This is a genomic window from Blastococcus sp. SYSU DS0616, from assembly GCF_054051015.1.
In genome coordinates this window covers 114,129-130,530 of record NZ_JBJHAJ010000013.1, presented here as the reverse complement: position 1 = coordinate 130,530, position 16,402 = coordinate 114,129, and the positions used below count along the sequence as shown (strand labels likewise).

The 16,402-nt window shown below is 72.4% G+C and carries 11 protein-coding genes; 2 read left to right on the top strand and 9 right to left on the bottom strand.

The window, feature by feature from the left end:
• Window positions 1-185: 185 nt before the first annotated feature.
• From ACI79K_RS12005 to ACI79K_RS11975, 7 genes are all read right to left on the bottom strand, one after another.
• The gene (locus ACI79K_RS12005) at window positions 186-1,838 is read right to left on the bottom strand and encodes a glycoside hydrolase family 13 protein (protein ID WP_456588740.1); all 1,653 of its coding nucleotides are present in this window, start codon (window positions 1,836-1,838) and stop codon (window positions 186-188) included.
• An 86-nt stretch (window positions 1,839-1,924) separates the two neighbouring features.
• Window positions 1,925-3,232, bottom strand: coding sequence for an ABC transporter ATP-binding protein (locus tag ACI79K_RS12000; RefSeq protein ID WP_456588741.1), 1,308 nt, complete (start codon window positions 3,230-3,232; stop codon window positions 1,925-1,927).
• Window positions 3,233-3,287: 55 nt separating this feature from the next.
• Window positions 3,288-4,121 (bottom strand): carbohydrate ABC transporter permease, encoded by an 834-nt coding sequence (locus tag ACI79K_RS11995; RefSeq protein WP_456588742.1) that lies wholly within the window; start codon window positions 4,119-4,121, stop codon window positions 3,288-3,290.
• Window positions 4,122-4,123: 2 nt separating this feature from the next.
• Window positions 4,124-5,083: a carbohydrate ABC transporter permease gene (locus ACI79K_RS11990; RefSeq protein ID WP_456588743.1), complete on the bottom strand. Its 960-nt coding sequence runs from the start codon at window positions 5,081-5,083 to the stop codon at window positions 4,124-4,126.
• On the bottom strand, window positions 5,080-6,387 hold the full coding sequence (locus ACI79K_RS11985; RefSeq protein WP_456588744.1) for an extracellular solute-binding protein: 1,308 nt from the start codon (window positions 6,385-6,387) through the stop codon (window positions 5,080-5,082). Before ACI79K_RS11985 ends, ACI79K_RS11990 begins: the two co-directional genes overlap by 4 nt.
• A gap of 155 nt (window positions 6,388-6,542) precedes the next feature.
• Window positions 6,543-7,772: a DUF4032 domain-containing protein gene (locus ACI79K_RS11980; protein ID WP_456588745.1), complete on the bottom strand. Its 1,230-nt coding sequence runs from the start codon at window positions 7,770-7,772 to the stop codon at window positions 6,543-6,545.
• A gap of 140 nt (window positions 7,773-7,912) precedes the next feature.
• A complete protein-coding gene (locus ACI79K_RS11975; RefSeq protein ID WP_456599790.1) occupies window positions 7,913-9,424 on the bottom strand; it encodes a potassium/proton antiporter in 1,512 nt (503 codons plus the stop codon).
• Between the two features lie 173 nt (window positions 9,425-9,597).
• Here ACI79K_RS11975 and ileS point away from each other — a divergent pair, with 173 nt between their 5' ends.
• Window positions 9,598-12,765, top strand: coding sequence for an isoleucine--tRNA ligase (gene ileS, locus ACI79K_RS11970; RefSeq protein ID WP_456599791.1), 3,168 nt, complete (start codon window positions 9,598-9,600; stop codon window positions 12,763-12,765).
• A 40-nt stretch (window positions 12,766-12,805) separates the two neighbouring features.
• Here ileS and ACI79K_RS11965 read toward each other — a convergent pair whose 3' ends face one another.
• Together ACI79K_RS11965 and ACI79K_RS11960 are read right to left on the bottom strand one after the other, a co-directional pair.
• Complete coding sequence (locus tag ACI79K_RS11965) at window positions 12,806-13,438, bottom strand: hypothetical protein (protein ID WP_456599789.1); 633 nt, start codon at window positions 13,436-13,438, stop codon at window positions 12,806-12,808.
• Window positions 13,439-13,496: 58 nt separating this feature from the next.
• The gene (locus ACI79K_RS11960; protein ID WP_456589451.1) at window positions 13,497-14,606 is read right to left on the bottom strand and encodes an ABC transporter ATP-binding protein; all 1,110 of its coding nucleotides are present in this window, start codon (window positions 14,604-14,606) and stop codon (window positions 13,497-13,499) included.
• Between the two features lie 354 nt (window positions 14,607-14,960).
• Here ACI79K_RS11960 and ACI79K_RS11955 point away from each other — a divergent pair, with 354 nt between their 5' ends.
• Window positions 14,961-16,340 carry an ABC transporter substrate-binding protein gene (locus ACI79K_RS11955; RefSeq protein WP_456599788.1) on the top strand — a complete coding sequence of 460 codons (1,380 nt, stop codon included), beginning with the start codon at window positions 14,961-14,963 and terminating at the stop codon, window positions 16,338-16,340.
• Window positions 16,341-16,402 lie beyond the last annotated feature (62 nt).

Sequence of the window (16,402 nt, the reverse complement as noted above, 5' to 3'; positions counted from 1 at the left end):
GCGTGCGCCCGGGCGAGGGTGAGCTCACCGTGGACGTCGTCCTCGCGCCGGCCCCGGAGGCCTGACCCCGCCGGCCGTCGTAGCGATGTGCGGCGGGGGGGGGGGGGGGGGGGGGGGGGGGGGGGGGGGCCCCGCCCCCCCCCCCCCCCCCCCCCCCCGACGACGATAGCCGCGGGGAAGGCTGCCTACGTGGCGCCGAGTTCGAGCCAGACCGCGGTGTCCGGGGGCAGCAGGTCTGCGCAGGGCTCGCTGGACAGGAGACGGCGGCCCGCACCGCGCAGGTCCAGCGGCTCGTCCGACAGGTTCACCACACACCGGAACGCCGGTCCGCGGTCGAAGGCGAGGACGCCGGAGGCGGACCGGCACCAGGAGAAGTCCCCGCTGCCCAGGCCCGGGACGCGCTGGCGGAGGTCGAGCGCCGCGCGGTAAAGGGAGAGGGTCGACGTCGGGTCCACCAGTTGCGCGGCGACGGTGACGCGCGCCCACTCCGCGGGCTGCGGCAGCCAGGGGTCGACATCGTCGCCGGTGAACCCGAACGGGGGGCGGTCACCCGACCACGGCAGGGGGACGCGGCACCCGTCACGACCCCGGGCGGTGCGGCCGGACCGTTGCCAGGTCGGATCCTGCAGCACCTCCTCCGGCAGGTCCTCCACCTCGGCCAGGCCGAGCTCCTCGCCCTGGTAGACGTAGGCGGAGCCGGGCAGGGCAAGGGTGAGCAGCGCGGCCGCGCGGGCCCGGCGGAGCCCGACGTCCAGGTCCGCGGCCGGCGCACCGGTGTCGAAGCCCATGGTGGCCGCCGCGCTCCGGGCGCGGCCGAAGCGGGTCACGTGCCGGGTCTCGTCATGGCTGGACAGCACCCAGGTGGCCGGCGCCCCTACCGGTTCGAGGGCGGCCAGGCTGGCGTCGATCACGGCGCGCAGCCGGCGCGCGTCCCACGGGCAGGCGAGGTAGTCGAAGTTGAAACTGGTGTGCATCTCGTCCGGCCGCACGTAGCGGCTGAGCCGCTCGGGTCCGTTGACCACGGCTTCGGTGACGAACAGCCGACCGCCCTCGTAGCCGTCCCCGATCCGCCGCCAGCGACGGAGGATGTCGTGCACCGCGTCGACGTCCCAGTGCGGGTTGCCCACCCAGGTGCGGGACTCGAACAGGGCTCCTGGGCGGTGGCCGGCGTCGGGCAGGCCGGGCACCTTTGCCATCGCCGGCGCGGCGTCGACCCGGATCCCGTCGATCCCCCGGTCGAACCAGAACCTCAGGATGGCGTCGAAGTCGTCCCGGACACCGGGGTGGTCCCAGTCGAGGTCGGGCTGCTCCGGGGCGAACAGGTGCAGGTACCACTGCCCCGGCGAACCGTCGGGTTCGCGCACCCGGGTCCAGGCGGGGCCGCCGAAGGCGCTGATCCAGTCGTTGGGCGGCGTGGAGCCGCCTGACCGGCCGTCGCGGAAGAAGTATCTGCTCCGCTCGGGCGCGCCGGGCCCGGCGGCCAGGGCCGCACGGAACCACGGGTGCTGGTCGGAGGTGTGGTTGGGGACCAGGTCGGTGATGACGCGCAGCCCGAGCCCGTGGGCTTCAGCGAGGAACGCATCGGCGTCCGCGAGCGTGCCGAAGCGCGGATCGATGTCGCAGTAGTCGGCGACGTCGTACCCGCCGTCGGCCATGGGCGAGGGGTACCAGGGAGTGATCCACAGGGCGTCGACGCCGAGCTCGGCGAGGTAGGGCAACCGGCGGCGCAGGCCGCCGAGATCGCCGATCCCGTCCCCGTCGGAATCGGCGAAGCTCCGCAGGTACACCTCGTAGACCACGGCGTTCCGCCACCACGTGTCCCACCCCATCGTCGCCATCTCCGAGCCTGGTGAGGTGCTGGAACGGCCGCCCTTCAGGGTCCCGCGCCGAGCCTGCGAGGCGTGGGGGGAAGGGTGGTTCTTCCTCAGGCCGAGGCCGCCGTGGCCCCACCCACCTGCGCCCCGCGCACGGGTGCACCGCCCTCGGGCCCACTGCCCGCCTGCGCCTGCGAGCCCTCGAGCTGCTCGACGCGGTCCTGTGCCGCCATCCGGGTGAGCTCGGCCCCGGCCTCCGCGTCCCGGGTCAGGTTCTCCCCGGTCTCCGGGTCGAAGACGTGCACCTTGCGGCTGTCCAGCCAGAACTCCGCCTCCCGGCCCTCCCGGATCCGGCTGGTCGCGTCGATGGAGACGATGGCCTGGGTGCGCAGCTCCTCGGAGTCCAGCTCCTTGGACAGCTCGCGCAGCTGGGTCTTGATCGACTCCGGGGCCTCGTACGGGATGTAGGCGTACTGCGAGTCCCCCAGCCACTCGGTGACGTCGACCCGCGCCCGGAACGTCGAGCCGAGCGGGCGCTTGGCCTCGTCGACCAAGGAGGCGTCCTCGAAGTACTCCGGCCGGATGCCGACCAGCAGCAGCTCGCGGCCGGCCACCTTGGCGGCGCGGCCGGCGTCCAGCTCGATCGTCCCGAACGGCGTCTTCAGCGTGTTGCCCTCGGGCGTCGCCGGCAGGAAGTTCATCGGGGGCGACCCGATGAATCCGGCCACGAAGAGGTTGACCGGCTGCTCGTACAGCTCGCGCGGCGACGCGACCTGCTGGATCTGGCCCTTGCGCAGGACGCAGACCCGGTCGCCGAGGGTCATGGCCTCGGTCTGGTCGTGGGTGACGTAGACGGTGGTGATCCCCAGCCGGCGCTGCAGCCGCGAGATCTCGGTGCGCATCTGACCGCGGAGCTTGGCGTCGAGGTTCGACAGCGGCTCGTCGAAGAGGAACGCCTCGGCCTGCCGGACGATGGCCCGGCCCATCGCGACGCGCTGCCGCTGACCACCCGAGAGGTTGGCAGGCTTGCGCTCCAGGTGCTCCTTGAGCTCCAGCACGTCCGAGGCCTCGTCCACCCGGCGACGCACCTCGTCATCGGGCATCTTCGCCAGCCGTAGCGGGAAGGCGATGTTCTCGAAAACCGTCATGTGCGGGTACAGCGCGTAGTTCTGGAACACCATCGACAGGTTGCGGTCGCGCGGCGCCAGGTCGTTGACCCGCTTACCGCCGATGATCATGTCGCCGCTGGTGATGTCCTCGAGGCCGACGATCATCCGCAGCAGCGTCGACTTCCCGCAGCCGGAGGGGCCGACGAGGATCATGAACTCCCCATCGGCGATGTCCAGGCTCACGTCGTTGACGGCCTGGAACCCGTCGCCGTACTCCTTGACGATGTTCTTCATCTCGATGGAGGCCATCAGTGTTCGTCCTCTCGGGAGGTCGATGCGGTGGAGCGGGTGGGGATCATGACGGTCAGCCCTTGACCGCGCCGTTGGTGAGACCGGCGACGATGCGCCGCTGGAAGAGGAGCACGAGGACGACGACCGGGATGGTGACGATCAGAGCAGCCGCCGCGATCGCGCCCGTCGGGTCCTCGAACTGGGAGGCGCCGCTGAACAGGCCGAGCGCTGCCGGCACCGGCCGGGCCGCCTCGGTGGAGGTCAGGACGATTCCGTAGACGAAGTCGTTCCAGGCGATGAAGAACGCGATGATCGCCGTGGTGAACACCCCGGGAGCGGCCAACGGCACGATCACCTTGCGGAACGCCTGCCACGTCGTGGCGCCGTCGACCTGGGCGGCCTGCTCCATCTCCCACGGGATCTCCCGGAAGAAGGCCGACATCGTCCAGATCGAGATGGGCAGCGTCAGCGACAGGTACGGGAGGATCAGGCCGGGCCAGGTGTCGTAGAGACCGATCTGCCGCCACACGTTGAACAGTGGCGTCACGATCGAGATGACCGGGAAGATCGCCACCGCCAGCGCCGTGGAGAGGATCACCTTCTTGCCCGGGAAGTCCAACCGGGCGATCGCGTAGGCGGCGAACATCGCCAGCAGGCAGGAGATGGCCGTGGCGATCAGGCAGATTCCGAACGAATTGCGCAGCGCGGGCAGGAACAGTTCGCTCGCGTCTCCGGTCAGGACCGTCTCGTAGTTGCCCCAGGAGACGCTGGTCGGCAGGAACTGACCGTTGGCGATGTCCGACGGGGCCTTCAGCGAGATGGAGATGATCCAGGCGATCGGGAACAGCGCGTAGACGACGATGATCGCGCCACCGATCCACCACATGATCTTTTTCCGAGCAGACATTGTCACTCCCCCCGCGTCGAGGCCAGATCGACCTTGAACGCCTTGATGAAGGTGAAAGCGATCAGCACCACCACGAGGAACAGCAGCACCGACACCGCCGATCCCAGCCCGATCTCCAATCGTGCGATCGTCTGCCGGTACGCGAGGAACGACACCGATTCGGTGCCGTTGGCACCACCGGTCATGATGAAGATGCTGTCGAAGACCCGGAACGCGTCCAGGCTCCGGAACAGCAGGGCGACCATGATCGCCGCCTTCATGTTCGGGATCGTCACCCGCCACAGCCGCTGCCACCACGTGGCGCCGTCGACCTTCGCCGCCTCCTGCAGCACCTCTGGCACCTGCGCCAGACCTGCCAACAGCAGGAGGGAGATGAACGGGGTGGTCTTCCAGATCTCCGCCAGGCAGATGACCAACAGGGACTGCCACCTGTCGCCGAACCAGTCGGTGTTCTCGGTGACCCCGGGGATCCAGGCGAACCAGGAGTTCACGAAGCCGGTGTTGATGTCGAACGCGAACTGCCAGGCGAAAGCAGAGACCACGGTGATCACCGCGTACGGGATGAGGATGGCCGCACGCACCACCGGCCGGATGTGGCTGAGCGCCTTGGCCATCACCATGGCGAGCCCGAAGCCGAGCACCAGCTCGACCGCGACGGTGACCACCGTGATGAAGACGGTGACCCAGATGGCCTGCCACCAGATGGGATCGGTGAGGATCACCCAGTAGTTGTTCAGCCCGTTGAACGAACGGTTGGTCGGGTCGGTGAGCCGGTAGGAGAACAGCGACTCGTAGACCGCCTGCACGATGGGGTAGGCGGTCACCGCCAGCATCACCACGAACGCCGGGCCGGCCAGCAGCCAACCGAGCTTCCGCTCGCTGCGCGACCGGTCGCTGAGCCCCCGTTTGGGCGTCGAGACCGGTTCGGTCTTCTTGACCGGCGGGAGCGTGGTCTGAGTCACAGCAGTTCCTCCCCTGCCAGGACGGCCTCGATGAGGTCGGCGGCTGCCTGGCCGGTGCGGCCGGGGTCGACGGCGCTCGCCGGGTGGTACACCCGCTGCAACGCCCCGGAGACCTCGCTGTAGTAGACGGTCTGCGGCCGGGGCGCGGCCGCCTCCAGCGACTCCCGGATGAGCGGGGCCTGCGGGAACTCCTCGAGCACCTCGGGGTCGTCGTAGACCGACGCCAGGGCCGCCGGGTTGCCGTTGGTGAGGAAGTAGTAGGTCTGGTTCTCCTCGGAGACGATGCACTCGGCGGCCTGGTAGGCCAGGTCCGTGTTCTGGCTGAAGGCGCCGACGCCGATGTTGATGCCGCCGTAGGGGGGCCGGCTCTCCTCGTCCTCGACGGTCCGCGGGTAGCGCGCCCACCCGTAGTCCTCGGGCACGGACGGGTCGAGCGTGCCCGCCTCGACGGCGGCCAGCGCCCGGGGCCAGACGAACGGCCAGTTGACCATGAACGCCGCGTCGCCGTCTTCGAAGTCCGTCACGTTGGCGTCCTCACCGGCGGTGGAGAAGGCCGGGCCACCGACGGTCGCTACCGACTTCATCGCCTCGGCCGCCTCCACGGCGGCCTCGGACTCGAGTCCGAGCTGGATGTCCTCCGGGTTCTCGGCGGTCTCCGCGATGATCGAGCCACCCGCCCCCTCGATGAGCGCGTTGATCCAGACCGTGAGCGCCTCGGCGCGAATGCCCTGCGCGGCGATCTGCGTGCCCTGCTCCTGGGCTGCGGCGACCAGTTGGGCCCAGGTGACCGGCTCGTCCATGTCGAGCCCGGCGGCCTCCGCCGCCGACTGCTTGTACCAGAGCAGCTGGGTGTTGGCCCAGAACGGCACGGCGACCAGCTCGTCGTCCCAGGTCGACCCTTCGATCGCGCTCTGCACGACCCCCTCGGTAACCCGCTCGGCGACGTCCTCGGGCACGGGGGCCAGGAAGCCGGCTTGGGCGAACTCGGGGATGTAGGGCGGGTCCAGGCTCATCAGGTCGATCGAGTCGTCCTCCGCCGCCAGCCGCCGGATCAGCTGCTCCCGCTGCTGCGAGGACTCGCGGGGCAGCTGCGCCGTCTCGATGGTGTAGGCGCCCCCCGCTTCCTCCGTGCAGCGCGCGGCGATCTCCGCCTGCCCACCCGAGTCGGGATTGGTGTACCAGGTGAGTGTCGAGTCGCTGCCCGCATCGCTCCCACAGGCCGTCAGAGCGGCGACCGCGACGAGCGAGGCCGTGGCGCTCGCTGCCTTTCTCCTCTGGCGCTTCTGACCAGGAGCGTTCGGCATCAGTCCTCGCCTCCGTTGGCGTCCACCCGACCGAGATCACGACGGTCCTCGGAGCGTGATACAGGCCACAAAGGGTGTCAATTCGAACGGCCCGGACGGCATCGACCCGCGACGGGGCCGGGCCGTGCCGTGCCGTGGTGGACTGCCCTACCGGGCTACGGGCGCCCGGCGATGACCGACGGCGTGGTCAGCTCCTGCGGGGTGCCGGGCAGCACCGTCTCGAAGTAGGAGCGCGCGGCCTTCGTCGTCCCGACGTCCCGCCCGGCCTTCTCGGACAGGAACCACCGGTGCTCGAGGACCTCGTGGAAGACCTCGGCCGGCTCCAGCCGGCCGCGCAGGTGCTCGGGGATGGCGTCGACCACGGGCTGGTAGACCTCCCCCAGCCAGCGGTGGCCGGCGATCGTCTCGGGCACCGGGTGACCGGACTTCTGCTCCAGGTAGGCGCGGAAGGCGCGGACGTCGTTGAGCAGCCGCTGCGCCTGGCGTTCCCGCACCTCCAGGCCGGTCAGCCGGAACAGCTCGCGCCGGTTGTGCCCGGGCTCGGCGACCCGGGTCTCGACGCGCAGCCGGGTGCCCTCGTCGGTCGTGCGCAGCTCGACCTCGCCGACGTCGAAGCCGAGCTCGTTGAGCCGCTGCAGCCGCTCGGCCACCCGGTAGCGCTGCTCGTCGGTGCGGAAGACCTCCTCGCGGGTGACCTCCTCCCACAGCGACTCGTAGCGCCGCGGCAGGCTGTCGGCCACCTCGATCGGGTCGATGCCCTCGGGCAGCAGCCCGCCGTACTGCAGGTCCAGCAGCTCCGCGCCGACCCGCTCGCGGGCCAGGTCGACGTCGTAGCGGCGCTGGCCGGGCGACAGCCGCGGGTGGCGTTCGACGGTCTCGGCGTCGACCAGGTAGGCGGCGAAGGTGCCGGCGTCCAGCCGGAAGAGGGTGTTGGACAGCGAGCAGTCGCCCCAGAAGACGCCGGCGAGGTGCAGCCGCACCAGCAGCACGACCATCGTGTCGAGCAGCTGTTCGGCCGACTGGGCTCCGCGTGGCCCGGAGAACAGCCAGCGGTAGGACATCGAGTACTCGAGGTACCGGGTGACCAGCACGGCCGGCTGCTCGTCGGGCCGGTCGACGCAGATGCCGAGCACCGAGACCGCCGGCAGGCCCTCGCTCTCGAACTGGGCCAGCAGGGCGTACTCGTGCCGGGCCAGCCGCTCGTCGATCTCCTTCAGCGCGTAGACCCGGCCCTCGAGCGCGACGAAGCGCACCACGTGCCGCGAGATGCCGCGCGAGGGGACGTCGAGCAGCAGGGCGTCGTCCCACTCCTCCAGCGGCTGGTGCCACGGCAGCGACAGCAGCCCGGTCGCGTCGGTGGCCGGTGGCCGGAAGAGGTACCTCATGGCGCGCTCCGGGGGAAAGACAGGGTCTGGGTGCCACGATGCCACGCCTAGGGGGCCCGAGGGTCCGGTGACGTGCTGGAACGGCCTCCTGCAGGGGCCCACCGCGAGCCCGCGAGCGTTGGGGGGCAGGAGGTCCTCTTTCAGTCCGCATCGCCGGCGCGGCCGGTCTCACCCCGCCACATGGCGAGCCGGCCGGCGCGGCTGACCGCACGCAGCCGCCGCTCGGCCTCCGCCCGGGATGCGCGCGCCGACACCAGCAGCGCCTGGTCGCCCCGCATCAGCCGGGTGTTCCGGTCGGGCACGAACGCCCGGCCCTCGCGCACGATGAGCACCACCGCGGCGTCCTCGGGCAGCCGCAGCTCCGGCAGGTAGACGCCGTGCAGGCGCGACCCGTCCGGCACGGTCAGCTGCAGCAGGTCGGCGTCCAGCGTCTCCAGCGGGGCCGCCTCCACCTCCACGTCGCGCGGCGTGACCGGGGCCGCGATCCGCAGCCGTCGCGCCACCCAGGGCAGGGACCAGCCCTGCACGAGGGTGAAGACGACGACCAGCACGAAGACGGTGTCGAAGATGCCGGCCGCGCCGGTGACCCCGGCGGTGACGGGGAAGGTGGCGAGCACGATGGGGACGGCTCCGCGCAGGCCCGCCCAGGAGACGAAGGCCTGCTGCCGCCACGGCATCCGGAACCACGCCAGGCTCAGCACCACCGACACCGGCCGGGCGACCAGCAGCAGCGCCCCGCCGACCACGAGCGCCGGGAGCAGGGCGTCGGCCAGCCGGGACGGCGAGGCGAGCAACCCGAGCAGGACGAACAGCCCGATCTGGGCGAGGGTGGCCATGCCCTCGGCGAAGCCGATGCTCGCGGCGCGGTGCGGGAGGGCCGCGTTGCCCATCACCAGCCCGCACAGGTACACCGCGACGATGCCCGAGGTGGCCGCGAGCGTGGCCGTGGCGAAGGCGAGCACGCACAGCGCCAGGATCGCCAGCGGGTAGAAGCCGGCCAGCGGAAGGGCGACCCGGCGCAGCAGCGCCGCCCCGCCGACCCCGAGCGCCACGCCGATCAGGGCCCCCCCGATCAGCTGGCCCACGACCTGCAGCACGATGAGCCACCACGCTCCCGGGCCGGCGCCGGTGAGGTACGCGGCGAGGGTGGTGACCAGGAGGATCGCCGGGGCGTCGTTGAGCCCGCTCTCCGCCTCGATGGAGGCCGCCAGCCGACGGGGCAGGGGCAGCCGCCGCAGGGCCCCGAAGACCGCGGCCGCGTCGGTGGACCCGACCACCGCCGCCAGGAGCAGGGCGAAGCCCCACGAGGCGTCGAGCAACCAGACGGCGAAGGCCGCGGTGATGCCGACGCTCACCGCCACCCCGACGGTGGCGAGGGTCAGCCCCGGCCCCACCGCCCGCCGCACGTCCGCCCAGCGGGTGGTCAGCCCACCCTCGGCGAGGATGACGACCAGCGCGGCCACGCCGAGGGTCTGGGTCAGCTCGGCGTCGTCGAAGCGCACGCCCAGCCCGCTCTCACCGATGGCCAGGCCGAGGGCCAGGTACAGCAGCAGGCTCGGCAGGCCCACGCGGTCGGCCAGCCGGAGCGCGACCGCGGCGACCAGCACGACGAGCGCCCCGAGGGCCAGCGCGACGGTGACGGTCGCGTTCACCCTCGGCCGCTCCGCATGCGGTCAGTCTCCCGTACGGCGGGGGCGGGCTCCCCCCGGTGGTGGCCCGGGGGGGGGGGGGGGGGGGGGGGGGGGGGGGGGGGGGGGGGGGGGGGGGGCCCGGCCCCCCCCCGGCCCCCCCCCCCCCCCCCCCCCCCCCGCCCGGGTCGGGGATGATGGTGCCCGTGACCTCACCCGGCCCCTTCTCCGCGCTGCCCCCGCAGGTCGACCTCCCCGCCCTGGAGCGCGGCATCCTGGAGCGCTGGGAGAGCGAGAAGGTCTTCGACCGGTCGCTGGAGGCCTCGCAGGGCCGCCCGCAGTGGAACTTCTACGAGGGCCCGCCGACGGCGAACGGCCGCCCCGGCACCCACCACATCGAGGCGCGCGCGTTCAAGGACGTCTTCCCGCGGTTCAAGACGATGCAGGGCTGGCACGTGCCCCGCCGGGCCGGGTGGGACTGCCACGGCCTGCCCGTGGAGATCGCGGTGGAGCAGGAGCTGGGCTTCGCCGGCAAGCCGGACATCGAGCGGTTCGGCATCGCCGAGTTCAACGCCCGCTGCCGGGCCTCGGTGGAGCGGCACGTCGACGCCTTCACCGAGCTGACCCGGCGCATGGGCTACTGGGTCGACATGTCCACCGCCTACTGGACGATGGACCCGGCGTACGTCCAGAGCGTCTGGTGGTCGCTCAAGCAGGTCTTCGAGAAGGGCCTGCTGGTCGAGGACCACCGGGTGGCCCCGTACTGCCCGCGCTGCGGCACCGGCCTCTCCGACCACGAGGTCGCCCAGGGGTACGAGACCATCACCGACCCGTCGGTGTACGTGCGGCTGCCGGTCCTCGACGGCGAGTGGGCCGGCCGGGCCGACCTGCTGATCTGGACGACGACGCCGTGGACGCTCCCCAGCAACACCGCCGTCGCCGTGCACCCGGAGGTCACCTACGTCGTCGCCCGCGCCGCCGGTAGCGACGACGTGCCGGTCGTCGTGGCCGAGCCGCTGGTGGCCGCCGTCCTCGGTGAGGACGTCGAGGTGCTCGGTAGCGCCCCCGGCCGCGACTGGGAGCGCACGCACTACCGGCGACCGTTCGAGCTGGTGGAGTTCCCCGACGGGGACGCCCACTACGTGGTGCTCGCCGACTACGTGACCACCGACGACGGCACCGGCCTGGTGCACCAGTCCCCCGCCTTCGGCGCCGACGACCTCGCGGTCTGCCGCGGCTACGGGCTGCCGGTGGTCAACCCGATCGACGCGACCGGGCACTTCCTGGCCGAGATCCCGCTGGTCGGCGGGCACTTCTTCAAGGCGGCCGACGCGGCGCTGGTCGAGGACCTGCAGGCCCGCGGCGTGCTGTTCCGGGAGATCCGGTACGAGCACAGCTATCCGCACTGCTGGCGCTGCCACACGCCGCTCATGTACTACGCCCAGCCGTCCTGGTACATCCGCACCAGCGCGATCAAGGACCAGCTGCTCGCCGAGAACGAGAAGACCCGCTGGTACCCCGAGAACATCAAGACCGGCCGCTACGGCGACTGGCTGAACAACAACGTCGACTGGGCGCTGTCGCGCGACCGGTACTGGGGCACCCCGCTGCCGGTGTGGCGCAACGACGAGGACCCGTCGCGCATCGTCGTCGTCGAGTCCCTGGCCGAGCTGTCGGAGCTGACCGGCCGTGACCTCTCCGACCTCGACCCGCACCGGCCGTTCATCGACGAGATCACCTTCACGCGGGAGGGCGAGGCGGGCACCTACCGGCGGGTGCCGCAGGTCATCGACGCCTGGTACGACTCCGGCTCGATGCCCTTCGCCCAGTGGGGGGCACCGCACCGCAACCAGGAGCGCTTCGAGGCCGCCTACCCGGCGCAGTTCATCGCCGAGGCCATCGACCAGACCCGCGGCTGGTTCTACTCGCTCATGGCCGTCGGCACGCTGGTGTTCGGGCAGAGCTCGTACGAGAACGTGCTGTGCCTGGGCCACATCCTGGCCGAGGACGGCCGCAAGATGAGCAAGCACCTGGGCAACATCCTCGAGCCGATCCCGCTGATGGACCGGCACGGCGCCGACGCCGTCCGCTGGTTCATGCTGGCCGGCGGCTCGCCCTGGTCCGCCCGCCGGGTCGGCCACGAGACGCTGTCCGAGGTGGTCCGCAAGGTCCTGCTCACCTACTGGAACACCGCCAGCTTCTTCACTCTCTACGCCGAGACCAACGGCTGGGACCCCGCCACCGCGCCCGCGCCCGCCCGCGCCGAGCGCCCGCTGCTGGACCGGTGGGCCCTCGCGGAGCTGGCCGCGGTGACCCGCGACGTGACGGCGGCCCTGGAGGACTTCGACACCCAGGGCGCCGGCCGGCTCCTCGCCCAGTTCGTCGACGACCTCTCCAACTGGTACGTGCGGCGGTCGCGGCGCCGCTTCTGGGACGGCGACGCCTCCGCCCTGGGCACGCTGCACGAGGTGCTCGACGGCCTGAGCCGCCTGATGGCCCCCTTCACGCCGTTCGTCACCGACGAGGTGTGGACCCGCGCCGTCGTCCCGGGCCTGGGCGGCTCGGAGGCGCCGGACTCGGTGCACCTGGCCTCCTGGCCGGCCGTCGACGAGGACGCGCTGGACGGCGCCCTGGTCGAGCAGATGGCACTGGTGCGCCGCCTGGTGGAGCAGGGGCGCTCGGCCCGGACCTCCGCCAGGGTTCGCACCCGGCAGCCGCTGGCCCGCGCCGTCGTGGCCGCGCCGGGGTGGGGGGCGCTCCCCCGCGACCTGGTCGCCGAGGTGGCCGACGAGCTCAACGTGGCGGAGGTGCTCGAGCTCGCCGCGGTCGGCGGCGACCTGGTCGACGTCAACGTCAAGATCGACTTCCGCGCCGTGGGGCGCCGCCTGGGCAAGCAGGTGCAGGCGGTGGCCAAGGCGGTCGCCGCTGCCGACGCCCCCAGCCTGGTGGCGGCCTACCGGGCCGGCACCGCGAGCGTGGAGGTCGACGGCTCCCCCGTGCCGCTCGAGGAGGGCGACCTGGTGGTCACCGAGACCCCGCGCGAGGGCTGGACCGTCGCCAGCGCCGGGGGCCTGACGGTGGCGCTGGACCTCACGCTCACCCCAGAGCTGGAGCGGGCCGGGCTGTTCCGTGAGGCGGTCCGGCTGGTGCAGGAGGCGCGCAAGGCCGGTGGGCTGGAGGTCAGCGACCGGATCGAGCTGTTCTGGACCGCCGACGGCGCCATGGCGCAGGCGCTCACCGAGCACGAGGAGCAGCTGGCCGGCGAGGTGCTCGCCGTCGCCGTGCACGCCGGCACCGCCGGGGCGGGCGAGGGCGTCGAAGGTCCGGAGGGCTCGCGCTTCTGGGTGGCCAGGGCCGGCTCGTAGCTGTCCGCCCCGCTCGCCGGGGAGCGGGCGGGGCAGCGGCTCAGGCGCCGCTGCCCCTGCGGGCGCGGGCCCGGTCGGCGAGCGTGCGGTCCGGGCGGCACGCCCCGCACGGGGTGAACCCGTCGGTGCGCGCCTCGTCCAACGGCAGCGGGATGGGCTCGTGGCCCTGGAGGTGGAGACAGCCGGGGACGTGGTACCGCGGGTGCTCGTCGACCACCAGGACGTCGTCGGTGAGGTCCACGACGATCAGCAGATCGGTGACCTCGACCTCCTCGACCGGCGGCTCCCCGGCCTCGGGTGCGGCACCCCGGGCGCGGCCCGCTCCCGACGGGGGCCGCTCGCTCCCCCCCGCCGGCTGCTCCCCGCCCGCCACCGGCTCGGCGACGGCCGACGGGTCCGCGGGCGGGACGGCGGTCGCGCCGGTCGAGAGGTCGGGCCCGGTCGCCGCCGGGGCGGCGTCGGCGGCGGCCGTGGTCGTGGGAGCCGTGGTCGTGGGAGCCGTGGTCGTGGGAGCCGTCCGCTCCGCGATCTGCCGCCGGGCCACGACCAGGACGCCCGCGGCCACGACGCAGGCGGCCACGCAGCCCCAGTACAGGGCGGTGGTGCCGGTGAGCAGCCCGCCGATGAAGAGCCCGAGGCCCAGCAGCAGGAGCACTGCGGCGATCACGATCACAGCTGGACTGTAGGGCGCGCCGTCCGACGGGCGCCCGCCGCGCGCCGTGCCGCGAGGGTCAGCCGGGGGCCTGGGTGACCCGCAGCCCGGTCTGTGCGGAGAAGAGGTGCGCCTCTCCCGGGCGGATCGCCACGTGCACGACGTCGCCCTTCTGCGGCGGGCGGCGGGGGTCGGCCCGGAGCACCACCTGCTCGTCGTCGCCGCCGGTCTGCCCCGTGGCGAGCCGGCCGTACGCGAAGGCGTCCGAGCCGAGCTCCTCCACGATGAGGACCTCGACCGGGATGCCCTCCCCGGCGCCCACGAACTCGACCGACTCCGGCCGGAAGCCCAGGGTGGCGGTGGTGCCGCCCTCGTGGGCGAGCGCCGACAGCGCCTCCCGGGGCAGCGGCACCGGGTGCTCGCCCACGCGGGCGCCGCCCTCGGTCAGCGTCACGGGCACGAGGTTCATGGCCGGTGAGCCGATGAAGCCCGCGACGAACACGTTGGCCGGCGCGTCGTACAGGTTGCGGGGGGTGTCGACCTGCTGGAGCACCCCCGCGTTGAGCACCGCGACCCGGTCGCCCATCGTCATGGCCTCGACCTGGTCGTGGGTGACGTAGACCGTGGTGACGCCGAGCCGGCGCTGGAGCGCGGCGATCTCGGTACGGGTCTGCACGCGCAGCTTGGCGTCGAGGTTGGACAGCGGCTCGTCCATGAGGAACACCTGCGGCTGGCGCACGATCGCCCGCCCCATCGCCACCCGCTGCCGCTGCCCGCCCGACAGCGCCTTGGGCTTCCGGTCGAGGTAGGGCTCGAGGTCGAGGATGCGCGCGGCCTCCTGGACCCGGGTCTGCCGCTCCTCCTTGGAGACGCCGGCGATCTTCAGGGCGAAGCCCATGTTCTCGGCGACCGTCATGTGCGGGTACAGCGCGTAGTTCTGGAACACCATCGCGATGTCCCGGTCCTTCGGCGGCAGGTGCGTGACGTCGCGGTCGCCGACCAGGATCCTGCCGTCGGTGACCTCCTCCAGCCCGGCCAGCATCCGCAGCGACGTCGACTTGCCGCAGCCCGACGGGCCGACCAGGACCAGGAACTCGCCGTCGGCGATCTGGAGGTCCAGCGCATCGACCGACGGGTGCTCCGCCCCGGGGTAGACGAGCGTGGCGTGGTCGTACGTGATGGCGGCCATGGGTCCCTTCCTGCGCCGAGCGGTGTCGTCACTCTGGCACGCCGGGGGCCGGTACGACCACCAGGCCCGCGCCGTCGTCCCCGTCCGGGTCACCCCCGGGGTCGCGATTCCTCCCCCGATCGTGCGCTGACGACGGGACAGCGTGGGAGCGCTCCCATATGCTCCCGGACACAGCACCGACGAACGGGCCACTACCGCTCGGAGGTTGCGCAACCGTTACGGGACCGTGGCCGCCGGGGGCTTGCCGCGCGGCTAGGGTCGCCGACGGATGTGAGCGGCCGCACCCGCCAGCGGGTGCCGGGCACGGAGTCACACGATGCGGCGACGAAGCCGCAGGAGTCTGGAGGGGACCACATGACCAAGCGTGCGAGAGGCCGCGGCGCAGCAGCCCTGGCCGGCGGGGTGGGGCTGACGCTCCTGCTCACCGGGTGCGGCGCCGACGAGACGTCCGGCGGAGGTGGCGGCGGCGGCAGCCAGGCCGCGGCCGACCTGGAGATCGACTGCGCGCCCTACGAGGAGTTCGGCGACCTGGAGGGTGAGACCGTCAGCGTCTACAGCTCCATCGTCGCCCCCGAGGACCAGCCGCACATCGACTCCTACGTGCCGTTCGAGGAGTGCACGGGCGTCGACGTGCAGTACGAGGGCTCGCGCGAGTTCGAGGCGCAGCTCGTCGTCCGCACCCAGAGCGGCAACGCCCCCGACCTGGCCTTCATCCCGCAGCCCGGCCTGCTGGCGAACCTGGTCGACTCCGGTGACGTGGTCGAGCCCCCGGCCCAGGTGGGGCAGAACGTCGACGAGTACTGGGACGAGAGCTGGAAGGAGTACGGCACCGTCGACGACACCTTCTACGCCGCTCCGCTCGGCGCCAACGCCAAGTCCTTCGTCTGGTACTCCCCCTCGATGTTCGAGGAGGCCGGGTACGAGATCCCCGAGACCTGGGACGAGATGATCGCCCTGTCCGAGGAGATCGCCGCCACCGGCGCGAAGCCGTGGTGCGCGGGCATCGGCTCCGGCGAGGCCACCGGCTGGCCGGCCACCGACTGGTTGGAGGACGTCCTCCTCCGCACGGCCGGCCCCGAGGTCTACGACCAGTGGGTCAACCACGAGATCCCGTTCAACGACCCCGCGGTCGTCGAGGCACTGAACACCGTCGGCGACATCCTGAAGAACGAGGACTTCGTCAACGGCGGCTTCGGCGGGGTGCAGTCGATCGCCTCCACCGAGTGGACCGATGCGGGCAACCCGATCCTCGAGGGCACCTGCTGGATGCACCGCGCGGCGTCGTTCTACCAGGCCAACTGGCCCGAGGGCACCGAGATCGGTGAGGACGGCGACGTCTTCGCCTTCCCGCTGCCGCCCATCGACGGGGACTCGGCCCCGGTCCTGGGCGGTGGCGAGTTCGTCGCGGCCTTCAACGACCGCCCGGCCACCCAGGCCCTGCAGACCTACCTGTCGACGGCCGACTGGGCCAACGTCAAGGCCCAGGTCTCCGGGCCCGGCTGGGTCAGCGCCAACACCGGTCTGGAGATCGACAACCTGGAGTCGCCGATCGACCAGCTGTCGGCGGAGCTGTTCCAGGACCCCGAGTCGGTGTTCCGCTTCGACGGCTCGGACCTGCTGCCCGGCGAGATCGGTGCCGGCCGGCTCTGGACGGAGCTGACCAACTGGATCGCCAACGACAAGCCCACCGAGGCCGTCCTGACCGACGTCGAGAACGCCTGGCCGGCGTCCTGACGCACTCCACCACGGGGGCCGGTCGGCCGCACGGCTGACCGGGCCCCCACCCACCCCGGACG